12 protein-coding genes are annotated in these 11,353 nt (G+C 40.8%); 8 read left to right on the top strand and 4 right to left on the bottom strand.

What is annotated here, in order from left to right; genetic code table 11:
* Positions 1–236 precede the first annotated feature (236 nt).
* Positions 237–1,736, bottom strand: a complete 1,500-nt coding sequence (locus AAGC65_RS21405) for a sodium:solute symporter (RefSeq protein WP_343114502.1) — start codon at positions 1,734–1,736, stop codon at positions 237–239.
* Between the two features lie 318 nt (positions 1,737–2,054).
* On the opposite strand from AAGC65_RS21405, the gene recR reads away from it, so the two are divergent.
* The 3 genes from recR to AAGC65_RS21420 are packed head-to-tail and all read left to right on the top strand — an operon-like array spanning position 2,055 to position 4,309.
* Positions 2,055–2,672 carry a recombination mediator RecR gene (gene recR, locus AAGC65_RS21410; protein ID WP_343114503.1) on the top strand — a complete coding sequence of 206 codons (618 nt, stop codon included), beginning with the start codon at positions 2,055–2,057 and terminating at the stop codon, positions 2,670–2,672.
* Between the two features lies 1 nt (position 2,673).
* The gene (locus AAGC65_RS21415; protein ID WP_343114504.1) at positions 2,674–3,507 is read left to right on the top strand and encodes a glycosyltransferase family 2 protein; all 834 of its coding nucleotides are present in this window, start codon (positions 2,674–2,676) and stop codon (positions 3,505–3,507) included.
* Complete coding sequence (locus AAGC65_RS21420) at positions 3,494–4,309, top strand: SDR family oxidoreductase (protein WP_343114505.1); 816 nt, start codon at positions 3,494–3,496, stop codon at positions 4,307–4,309. The genes AAGC65_RS21415 and AAGC65_RS21420 overlap by 14 nt, the downstream gene beginning before the upstream one ends.
* A 37-nt stretch (positions 4,310–4,346) precedes the next feature.
* Here the strand turns inward: AAGC65_RS21420 and AAGC65_RS21425 are convergent, their stop codons facing one another.
* Positions 4,347–5,306 carry an ion channel gene (locus tag AAGC65_RS21425; protein ID WP_343114506.1) on the bottom strand — a complete coding sequence of 320 codons (960 nt, stop codon included), beginning with the start codon at positions 5,304–5,306 and terminating at the stop codon, positions 4,347–4,349.
* 376 nt (positions 5,307–5,682) lie between these two features.
* On the opposite strand from AAGC65_RS21425, the gene trpD reads away from it, so the two are divergent.
* The 5 genes from trpD to trpA are packed head-to-tail and all read left to right on the top strand — an operon-like array spanning position 5,683 to position 9,757.
* The gene (gene trpD / locus AAGC65_RS21430; protein WP_343114507.1) at positions 5,683–6,672 is read left to right on the top strand and encodes an anthranilate phosphoribosyltransferase; all 990 of its coding nucleotides are present in this window, start codon (positions 5,683–5,685) and stop codon (positions 6,670–6,672) included.
* 5 nt (positions 6,673–6,677) lie between these two features.
* On the top strand, positions 6,678–7,322 hold the full coding sequence (locus AAGC65_RS21435) for a phosphoribosylanthranilate isomerase (protein WP_343114508.1): 645 nt from the start codon (positions 6,678–6,680) through the stop codon (positions 7,320–7,322).
* On the top strand, positions 7,306–8,487 hold the full coding sequence (trpB, locus tag AAGC65_RS21440; RefSeq protein ID WP_343114509.1) for a tryptophan synthase subunit beta: 1,182 nt from the start codon (positions 7,306–7,308) through the stop codon (positions 8,485–8,487). The genes AAGC65_RS21435 and trpB overlap by 17 nt, the downstream gene beginning before the upstream one ends.
* A gap of 9 nt (positions 8,488–8,496) precedes the next feature.
* Positions 8,497–8,955, top strand: coding sequence for a hypothetical protein (locus AAGC65_RS21445; protein WP_343114510.1), 459 nt, complete (start codon positions 8,497–8,499; stop codon positions 8,953–8,955).
* 31 nt (positions 8,956–8,986) lie between these two features.
* Positions 8,987–9,757 carry a tryptophan synthase subunit alpha gene (gene trpA, locus AAGC65_RS21450; protein WP_343114511.1) on the top strand — a complete coding sequence of 257 codons (771 nt, stop codon included), beginning with the start codon at positions 8,987–8,989 and terminating at the stop codon, positions 9,755–9,757.
* 139 nt (positions 9,758–9,896) lie between these two features.
* On the opposite strand, the gene AAGC65_RS21455 is transcribed toward trpA, so the two are convergent.
* The gene (locus tag AAGC65_RS21455) at positions 9,897–10,517 is read right to left on the bottom strand and encodes an L-threonylcarbamoyladenylate synthase (RefSeq protein ID WP_343114512.1); all 621 of its coding nucleotides are present in this window, start codon (positions 10,515–10,517) and stop codon (positions 9,897–9,899) included.
* A 214-nt stretch (positions 10,518–10,731) separates the two neighbouring features.
* Positions 10,732–11,274 (bottom strand): YceI family protein, encoded by a 543-nt coding sequence (locus tag AAGC65_RS21460; protein WP_343114513.1) that lies wholly within the window; start codon positions 11,272–11,274, stop codon positions 10,732–10,734.
* Positions 11,275–11,353 lie beyond the last annotated feature (79 nt).

Genomic DNA, 11,353 nt, shown 5'->3' on the forward strand with positions numbered 1-11,353 from the left:
ACCTTAATTTCCTGCCAGTTTTTATTTTCAAACGCTTGTCTTATTTTTTCTTCGCCAGTCATATTCTTTATTTAGTCCGGAAGTCGGATAAGTCCGAAAGTCCGGAAGATTATTTTTTATTTAGTCCGGAAGTTCGAAAAGTCGGAAAGTCCGGATGATGATAACGTAAAAATATAATTATGTTTTGCAGGATAAAAATAAGTTAAAACTTGTTGACTTCTCGGCTTCCTGTCTTTTTAACTTTCCGATTTCCGGACTTCCCGACTTTCGGTCTTTTTAACCGATGCAAACCACAGGCCAATAAATGTAATTAGTCCGTTAACAATGATAAGTTCATTGTCAAAAACATATCCACCCAGTATTTTTTTCGATTCCGTACTTAAAAAGAAACATACAGCGGGCGATATTAAACAAATGAACGGCGTAAGTTTATCACGTACCTGACGGCTGCTTACAAACAGACCAAATGAGTATAAACCCAACAGCGGCCCATAAGTGTATGATGCCACCTTGAATATGGCGCTTACTACAGCATCGTTGTTTATAGCATTAAATATGACAATGGTAATAAACATAAGGCCCGAAAAAGCAATATGTACCGTGTGCCTGATGCTGACCATTTTTTTACTGTTGAGGTCGCCTTTTTTGTTGAAGTTCAGGAAATCAACACAAAAAGAGGTGGTAAGCGCGGTTAAGGCCGAATCGGTAGTGGCAAAGGTAGCCGCGGTTAAGCCCAGCATGAACACCATAGCCGGCACTAATCCGAGGTATTTCAGAGCGATGGTAGGGTACAGGTAATCGGTTTTTTCAACCTGGATTCCGTATTTACTGGCATACATCCAGAGCAGGGCTCCCACACTTAAAAAGAATATATTGATAACCACAAATACGCCCGTAAAGCTAAACATGTTTTTTTGAGCTTCTTTAATATTTTTAAGGCTCAGGTTTTTCTGCATCAGGTCCTGATCAAGCCCTACCATGCCAACAGTGATGAACAGGCCGCCCAAAAACGCTTTGGTAAAGTGAAACTTGCTGCTTACAAAATCAGTAAAGAAAAATATTTTAGAGTAGCTGCTATTTTTAATGGCATCTATAGCTTCAAAAACGCCTAAGTGCAGGCTTTGGCAAATAAAAAATATCGACAGGAATACAGATAGCACCAGGAAAAACGTCTGCAAGCTATCGGTAATAATAATAGTTTTTAAACCGCCTTTAAACGTGTACGACCATATGAGCAGCAAGCATATCATCACCGTAACCGCGAAGGGTACATGATAACTGTCAAAAATAAACTTTTGTAATACAATAACTACGAGATAAAGTCTGAATGCCGACCCAATAACCCGGCTGATCAGGAAAATGCCCGCGGCGGTTTTATAGCTCCAGGTACCTAATGCACCTTCAATATAGCTGTAAATAGAGGTGAGTTTAAGCCGGTAATAAAGCGGTAATAAAACGGTAGCCACAATAATAAAGCCTGCGGCATTACCCAGGATGAATTGAAAATAAGAAAATTGATCACCGGAGGGGGCGCCCACCTTGCCCGGTACCGAAATAAAGGTAACACCGCTTAACGCTGTGCCAATCATCCCGAATGCTACCAGATACCATTTGGAATTGCGATTGGCAACAAAAAAAGTATCGTTATCTGATGATTTTTTGGAGGTGAGCCATGATATGACCAATAATACCAAAAAGTAACCGATGATGAATGAAAGCAGAATTCCGGGCGACATATGTTTTAGTTAGTCCGGAAGCTCCGAGTGATGGAAGATCCGGAAGTGTTGGTTTTAGTTAATTCCGAAAGTCGGAAACTTTTTTTACAAAAGGTAATTATTGGGATGGGTTTATGTATTTTATTATTTGTAGTAGGATGATATTGTAGTTCATCTTGCACTCGTTTGCAACAAGTGCTTAACTTGGTATTGCGTTTAAAACGCCAGCGGTGCAATCGCTTTTGCTATCACAAGAACTCGTTGCAAACGAGCGCAAGTGTGTGACTTTACTCTTATCCCACTGTTCAACTTCTCCTCACTATTGCGTAACTTCGTGTTATGAATTTTTCGTCCAAATTGTTGGAAAATGCTGTAGCGGAGTTTGCCAAACTGCCGGGGGTAGGACAAAAAACGGCTCTACGCCTGGTACTGCATCTGCTTAACCAGGATAAGCAGGAAGTAGAGCGTTTTAGCAGCAGCATTAGCAAGCTGCGCAACGAGATACAGTTTTGCAATGTTTGCCATAATATTTCTGATCAATCGGTTTGCGAAATATGCGCATCCCTAAAACGCGATCATAGCACCATCTGCGTTGTGGAAGATACCCGCGATGTAATGGCCATTGAAAATACCAATCAATACAATGGCGTATACCATGTACTGGGCGGCCTGATTTCGCCTATGGATGGTATTGGCCCGTCTGATCTACAGGTGGATACTTTAGTGGAAAGATTGAAGGCGAATGAAACTAAAGAGATCATTTTTGCCCTAAGCGCCACTATGGAAGGAGATACCACTTTGTTCTATCTTCATAAAAGAGTCAAAAGTTTTAATATTACCATATCAACTATTGCCCGTGGCATAGCTTTTGGTGGAGAATTGGAGTACGTTGATGAGATCACCTTAGGGCGGTCTATCGCTACTCGGGTTCCGTATGAAAACTCACTGACAAAGTAAAATGAAGCTATCTGTTATTCTGGTTAACTATAATACCTGCGATATGCTTAGGGTGGCGCTCAATTCGGTTGTGCGGGCTGCTTTAGGCATTGATCATGAGGTGTTTGTAGTTGATAATGGTTCGACAGATAAGTCATTGGCCATGTTGCAGGATGAGTTTCATACCGTAAACATCATCGCCAATGATAAAAACAATGGTATCGCCAAAGCTTACAATCAAGCTCTGAAACTTACAACAGGGGAGTATGTTTTAATGGTCAGTGCGGATACTATTACGGGCAAAAAGACCATTGAAAAAACGCTGGAGTTTATGGATATGCACCTGGATGCGGGCGGGCTTGGCGTACGCATGATAACACCTGATGGCAGTTTCCTGAAAGAATCAAAACATGGTTTTACCCAAGCCTGGGGCATATTCTTTAAATTGATTGGTTTGGCCAAATACTTCTCTAAATCGCGTCTTACTGATGTGCAGCGTAAAGACTGGGTAGAGGAGTTCCAGACTTCCGAAACCGACGTATTGAATGGTGCTTTTATGTTGTACCGTAAAGAGGCCCTGAATCATGCCGGCGAGCTTGATGAACGCTTTCATGTTTATGGTTATGATATTGACCTTTCATACCGTGTTAGGCTTACCGGATTTAAAAATTACTATTTTCCTAAAACATATATTATCAACTTTAACACACGCGGGCGGGCCAAATTTAGCCTTGCTTACATTAAGGAATTTTATGGCGCTATGATTATCTTCGCCAGCAAATACTTATTTAAGGTGCCCGAGATAAAAATGGAGGGCTTACCGCATCTATACCCCTCTACCTATGAAGTTAAATAACAAAATTATTATTATCACCGGCGCTTCATCTGGCATCGGTAAATCATTAGCCTTTGAATGCGCCAAACGCGGTACCAATGTTGTTTTGGCTGCCCGCCAATACGTAACCCTTTGCGAAATTGGGCAGGAACTTGAAAAACAGTATCAAATTAAAGCCCTTGCTGTACAATGCGACGTAGCAGTAGAAGAGGATTGCGCCAATCTTATTAAACAAACGCTTACCACATTTGGTAAAATTGACGTTCTGATCAACAACGCGGGTATTGCCATGCGTGCCATGTTTCAGGATGTGGAGCTGGATGTGTTGAAGCGGGTAATGGATATTAACTTTTGGGGCACGGTATATTGTACCAAATATGCCCTGCCTGAGATTTTAAAAACTCAAGGCAGCATAGTAGGCGTATCATCTATAGCCGGTTACAAGGGCTTGCCTGGCAGAACCGGTTATTCATCCTCAAAATTTGCTATGAATGGTTTCCTGGATTCATTAAGGGTTGAAAACCTGAAAACAGGCGTGCATGTATTAACCGCCTGCCCGGGTTTTACCACATCAAACATACGCAATGTGGCATTGGCCAAAGATGGTAAGCCACAAGGCGAAAGTTCAATGGACGAAAGTAAAATGATGAGCAGCGAAGAAGTAGCCCGGTTGATCATGGATGGCGTTGAAAAACGATCGCGTACCATTTTGATGACTACTCAAGGCAAAACGATGGTGTGGCTTGGTAAGTTTTTCCCTTCGTTTGTAGATAAAATGGTTTATAACGTTATCGCGAAAGAAAAGAGATCGATGTTAAAGTAAGATACTATGTAGAGGCGCATAATTGCGTCTCTCTTTTTTATACTTGAAAATCTGAACCAACCAGTTCATAATCATCAATATTTTCCAGGTGCAGTACCACGCGTCCGTCTTCATTGCGGTCAAACGCGGGTTTAAACTTGGCATCCCAAACCATGTCTTTATAAGTGTAGGTAGTGCGGGAATGAACGGTTTGCGAAAAAGTATCATCAAAGGTTTTTAATATCACGGAAAAAACTACTTCCGACTTTTCAAAATCTTCGCGGGTAAAATCTTTGATGGGGCTCTCGTCATCAATAGGATGTACAACGGTCCAGTTAATGGTTAATATACTTACAAACCTGCGTTCCAGCTCAAGTGGGAAAAACTTACGCTCGGTTTTGCCATTCACCTCTTCATTATAGGAGAAAAGCATTTCCATTTCCAGGTCGATCAATATGTTGCGGCGCACATTAGCCAGTCTGAACATCAGGCCTCGCTTGTTTTCTATGTAAGGAGATATCAATATCTTCTCGCTGTACTTGATCCTGGCCGTTGGTCTTGAAAAACGCCCGTAAAGTAAGCCGGTGGCTAATGCAAAGGACAGCAGACCTATCATTGATTCCATAGCAGCTACAATATTGGCTATCATACCCTGCGGACTGATATGCCCGTAACCCACTGTTGATATGGTTTGAGCCGAAAAAAAGAAGGCATCCATAAAATGATCAAAAAGGGTAGTGCCGCTTTTCCCGTCTAAACTATCGGGACCCAGTGCTACATAAATGCAGGCAAAAGTGATATTGGCCAGCATATACCCGCTTAACACAATCATCCAAAATTTGCCCCAACTCATGGTGATCATGCTTTGGTAGCTGTTAACACTGTTTAAAAAAGGTAAACCGGTGCGTTTTACATTGATAGATCCATCTTTGTTTATCACTGGCTGGCTTTTCATAACCGGCTGTTTGCCAAAGCCAAGATCATCTTCCGGGTTAACTTTTCGTTTTTTTAAGTCCATTTCAGGTATAAGCTTTTCGGCTTTTGGGTAAATTTATCATTCTGTTTGCTTTTAGTAAAAACTATTTCCATATTTGTGAACAAATGAAAATGATTGCATTAAACAATAACTGGTGGTGGCTTAACGAGTAATCGTAAGGCAATTCCGTTTTTTGTTTTTAACATAATATTCAGAAGGGTTGCCATACGGTAACCCTTTTTTTATGCAAAGCCCCCCGGCCCCCTAAAGGGGGAGTTATTAGCAAGGGGAGCAAAAATAATAGAGTAACAAATGAAAAAAATCCTCCTTAGGGGATAAATGGAGTGCGATCAGGCAGAGCGATAGTTAATAAAAGAAGCAAATCAAAAAATTCCCCCTTTAGGGGGTTAGGGGGCATATGAAACAGATATTAAATCATCTTTTTGAACACAAAACCTTTACACAGGAGCAGTCAAAAAACATTTTGATAAATATTGCTCAGGGCAAGTATAACAACTCGCAAATGGCGGCGTTCATGACGGCCTATTGCATGCGCAGTATTACCGTTGATGAGCTGGAAGGCTTTCGGGATGCTATGCTGGAGTTTTGCTTGCCTGTTGATCTGGAAACCGATGAACTGATAGACCTTTGCGGCACCGGTGGCGATGGTAAGGATACGTTCAATATATCAACCCTGGCATCATTTGTAGTGGCAGGAGCGGGATATAAGGTTGCTAAGCATGGTAATTACGGTGTATCATCTGGTTGTGGTTCATCAAATGTGATCGAATACCTGGGCTATCAATTTACTAATGATACCGATAAGTTGAAAAAGAACATCGATGGTGCTAATATCTGTTTCCTACACGCACCTTTGTTTCACCCGGCTATGAAAACCGTAGCGCCTATTCGCCGCGAGTTGGGTGTAAAAACCTTTTTTAATATGCTGGGGCCGCTGGTAAATCCGGCAAAACCGCACAATCAACTGGTAGGGGTATTTAACCTGGAACTTGCCCGTGTGTATGCTTATCTGTACCAAAAATCAACTACTAAGTATACTATAGTGAACGCGCTGGAAGGTTACGACGAGATATCGCTTACCTGCGATTTCAAAACGTTCTCGGCCGAGGGCGAAAAGATCAATACCATTGAAGATCTTGGTTTTGAAAAATTAAGTCCTGATCAAATTACCGGTGGCGATTCTGTAGCGGCATCGGCCAAAATATTTACCGATGTGTTACAGGGTGAAGGTACATCGGCCCAGAACAATGTAGTATTATCAAACGCTGCATTGGCCATTAAAACCATTAAATCGGAAAAAAGCTTTGCCGACTGTTACTACGAGGCCGAAGATGCTTTACTGGGTAAAAAGGCGTTGCACAGCTTTAACCTTTTGCTGCAAAACTAAAAGTCATGAAAATAAAAGTTTGCGGTCTGAAACAACTGGAGAATATTAAAGCCGTAGCAACCTTACAGCCTGATTATGTTGGCTTTATTTGCTATGAGCCTTCGCCGCGCTATATTAATGATTTGGCTGCTGATGTTCCTGCGGCGATAGCTGAAGGAATAAGGAAAACCGGTGTTTTTGTAAACGAGGAGGCCAAAACTATTAATTTATTGATTGATAAATATGGTTTTGATACCATACAGCTGCACGGTAATGAAAGCCCGGAGTTTAGCGATGCTTTCAGGAGTAAGGTAACCGTTATTAAAGCATTTGGGGTTGATAATAACTTTAATTTTGATCAATTGCAGGCCTATGCCGGCAAGGTTGATTATTTTATGTTCGATACCAAAACATCCAGTTATGGCGGCTCGGGCAAAACGTTTGACTGGAGCATATTGAACAATTATAAACTAAACATTCCTTTCTTTTTGTCGGGCGGTATAAGTCCGGATAACATTAGCGAGGTTAAAAATATAACGCATCCGCAGTTTTACGCGGTTGATCTGAACAGCCGGTTTGAAACTGAACCCGGTTTGAAGGATTTGGAGAAATTGAAAAACGCATTTGATACAATCAGAAAACTAAACATTACAAATGAAATACGGAGTTAACGAACGTGGCTATTATGGCGATTTTGGCGGTGCTTACATCCCGGAAATGCTGTATCCAAACGTTGAAGAATTAAGGCAGCAATATCTTACTATTATAAATGATGCCGGTTTTAAAGCTGAGTTTGATGATCTGCTCAAAAATTATGTGGGCAGGCCTTCGCCATTGTATCATGCCAAACGGTATTCGGAAAAGTATGGTGCTAACATATTCTTTAAGCGCGAAGATCTGAACCATACCGGTTCGCACAAGATAAATAATGCCATTGGGCAGATACTGCTTGCTAAACGCCTCGGTAAAAAACGTATCATTGCCGAAACCGGTGCCGGACAGCATGGTGTAGCTACTGCCACTGTTTGTGCCCTGATGGGAATTGAATGTGTGGTTTACATGGGCGAAATTGATATGGCCCGCCAGGCCCCCAATGTATCGCGTATGAAAATGCTGGGTGCTACTGTAAGGCCGGCATCATCAGGTAGTAAAACGCTTAAGGATGCAACGAATGAGGCCCTGCGCGATTGGATAGCCAACCCGGTTGATACGCATTATATCATTGGCTCGGTAGTAGGCCCTTACCCTTATCCGGATATGGTGGCGCGTTTCCAATCCATCATATCTGAAGAAACTAAGAAACAACTGGTTGAACATACCGGTAAAGAACTCCCAGAATATGTTTTGGCTTGTGTAGGTGGCGGCAGCAATGCGATGGGTATGTTCTATCATTTTTTAGATGATGAGTCGGTTAAACTGGTAGCCATTGAAGCTGCTGGGAAAGGTGTAGATAGCGGCCACTCTGCAGCTACCACATTTTTAGGTCAGGAAGGTGTACTGCACGGAAGCCGTACCATACTGATGCAAACTCCCGATGGCCAGGTTGTTGAGCCTTATTCTATTTCAGCAGGGTTGGATTACCCGGGTATTGGTCCGCAGCATGCACACTTGTACAAAATAAACCGAGCCCGTTATGTAAGCGTTACCGATGATGAGGCTATGAGAGCAGGCTTGCTTTGTTCGCAGTTGGAAGGTATTATTCCGGCCATTGAATCATCGCACGCGCTGGCACAGCTTGAGCATATGAAGTTTGATACCAGCGATAATGTAGTGATCTGCCTTTCGGGCAGGGGCGATAAAGACTTAGATACATTTATAAAATATTTCGGCTATTAACCAAGTATCGTGTCTGAAAATATCATTAAATACCGGGATTGGATATTTGAAATGGACAAAATTCAAACTGAAAAAGTTTATCAAAATGTTCAGGTAAGCGGAACTGAAAGTTGCACTTGTGGGAATTGTAAATATTTTGACATTGAAAGTGATAGAATATTTCCCGACGAAATAAAGCTTCTTTTTATGAACCTGGGTGTTGATATTAATAAAAACTTTGAGGTAACCGATTATGGTGATGAAAAAACACAGCATGTTTATATGGGTGAGTTTCATTTCATCGGGAATATAATTGAAGGAAATGATTGTAGTATTCTTTTTAAGAATGGAGGATATTATGCAGAGTTAGTACCTATTACTAAATCTTTCAGTATTGGATTCACCAAAAGAGTTTCACAATCGTTTTTTAATAAAGAAAGAGATTTAATTCAAATTGAATTCACGGCCAAAGTGCCTTTAAATTTATAGTAAGAATTCATAAAACTTAGCTAACTACACAATGAACCGCCTTAACCAGCTTTTTGACAAAAAAAAGGAAAACCTGTTATCTATATATTATACCGCGGGTCACCCTGCTTTGAACACTGCTGTTGATATTGCAGAGGCCCTGGAAAAGGCCGGCGCCGATTTTCTGGAAGTGGGTTTTCCATATTCAGACCCGGTTGCCGATGGGCCAACTATACAACATAGTTCCGAGCAGGCTCTTGCAAACGGAATGACGCTCAATGTGTTATTTGAAGAACTTGCCGACTTACGTAAGCGTGTTACCATACCTATACTGCTAATGGGATATATGAACCCTATGTTACAATACGGTGTTGAACGTTTTTGCGCTAAAGCGGCCGAACTGGGTATAGATGGCTTAATAGTGCCGGATTTACCAATGTACGAGTATGAGGAACTATATTCAGCATGTTTTATTAAAAACAACCTGAGTAATATATTCCTGGTTACCCCGCAAACATCTCCAGACCGCATCCGTAAAATAGATGAACTGAGTAACAGTTTTATCTATCTGTTATCGTCATCATCAATAACCGGCGGCAATTTGCAGGTAACCTACAATATTGAAGATTATTATAAACGTATTAAAAGTATGGATCTGAAGAATCCAACCATTATTGGGTTCGGAATTACCGATAATAACAGCTTTAAAAAAGCCTGCGAATATGCCAATGGAGCAATCGTAGGCAGCAAGTTTATAAAGTTACTGGCCGAAGAAAACTATATGGAAAAAATTCCGGCATTTATTGAAGGGATAAGGCCGTAGGTTGGACTTTTGGACTATGGGACTATAAGACTTTGGGATAAAAGACAAAAGACTTTGAGACAAAAGGCGATTAAGGGAATAAAAAAGACTTTGATCCTTTGTCCCAAATTCTTTTGTCCCGAGTCTCATAGTCCAAAAGTCATAAATATAATTCCAGATCGCCTTTGCCTTCACGGATGATCTCAAAGTCGCCGGATGTGCAGTCAACTACGGTTGACGCTATGTTATCGCCATAACCGCCGTCTATCACAATATCTACCAGGTCTTCATATTTTTCATGGATCAGTTCAGGGTCGGTGGAATACTCCACAATATCATCATCGTCTTTAATAGAGGTTGAAAGTATGGGGTTACCCAGCACCTTCACAATTTCGCGCGCTATATCATTATCAGGTACCCTGATACCTACAGTTTTTTTGTTTGAGCTCAGTAGCTTGGGCACCATATGGCTGGCATTAAATATAAAGGTAAACGGGCCCGGTAAAGCCTTTTTAAGCACCCGGAAAGTAGCATTATCAATAGGTTTGATATAGTCAGATATATGGCTCAGATCGTAGCAAATAAATGATAAATTGGCCTTTTCTGGTTTAATGTTCCTGATCTTGCAGATGGCTTCAATAGCCTTGTGGTTGGTAATATCGCAACCGAGTCCATAAACGGTATCGGTAGGGTAAATGATGAGCCCTCCTTTACGCAGTACCTCAACCACCTGCTCAATAGCTTTAGGGTTAGGGTTTTCGGGATATATTTTAATAAGCATAATATAACTACGAATATACCCATAAGTTGGTTTAAAATATAGTGCGGTTAGCGGGGCTCCACATTGCCGGATATAAGAAGAGGCCATATGCTGAGCATATGGCCTCTTCTTATGAAAGTTTAATGAGTTGAAGCGTTTAAATAATGCCGTGTTGTTACTTAGGCAACAACAGCGGCATTTTAAATGTTAAAACACAGCAACAGCATTAAAACAATTAAGCTTGTTTAGTAAGTTGTATGTTAATCAGTAATTTGATGTCTTCACCAACTACTACAGAACCGGCTTCGGTTATACCATCCCAGGTTAAACCAAATTCTTTACGGTTTACTTTACCGGTAATTTCAAAACCAGCTTTGGTGTTACCGTAAAAATCAGCAGCCGAACCACCAAATTCTGCGTTAAGGATTACTGGTTTGGTTACTTCTTTAATAGTTAAATCACCTTTTAATTCAAATTCATCATCACCTGTTTTGGTTAATGAAGTTGATTTAAAGCTAATTTTTGGATATTTTTCAGCGTCAAAAAATTCAGCGCCTTTTAAGTGCTCGTCGCGTTGGCTTTGGTTAGTGTCAATGCTGTTGATGTCTAATGAAAAATCAACTTCAGCGTTTTCGAAATCTTCTCCTTCTGAAATGATCTCACCTTCAAAGCTTTTGAAAAAACCGCTTACAGTTGAGATAACTAAGTGTTTTACTTTGAATTGTACTTCTGAATGCAGTGGGTCAATAACCCATTTGGTTGCTGTTTCTGTTGCCATGATTTTTGTTTTGTTTTTTTGTTGATCAAAGATAATAAGAAATTAGATGTTTAAACATCTAATTTTATTTAATTACAAT

The organism is Mucilaginibacter sp., from assembly GCF_039207105.1.
GTDB lineage: Bacteria > Bacteroidota > Bacteroidia > Sphingobacteriales > Sphingobacteriaceae > Mucilaginibacter.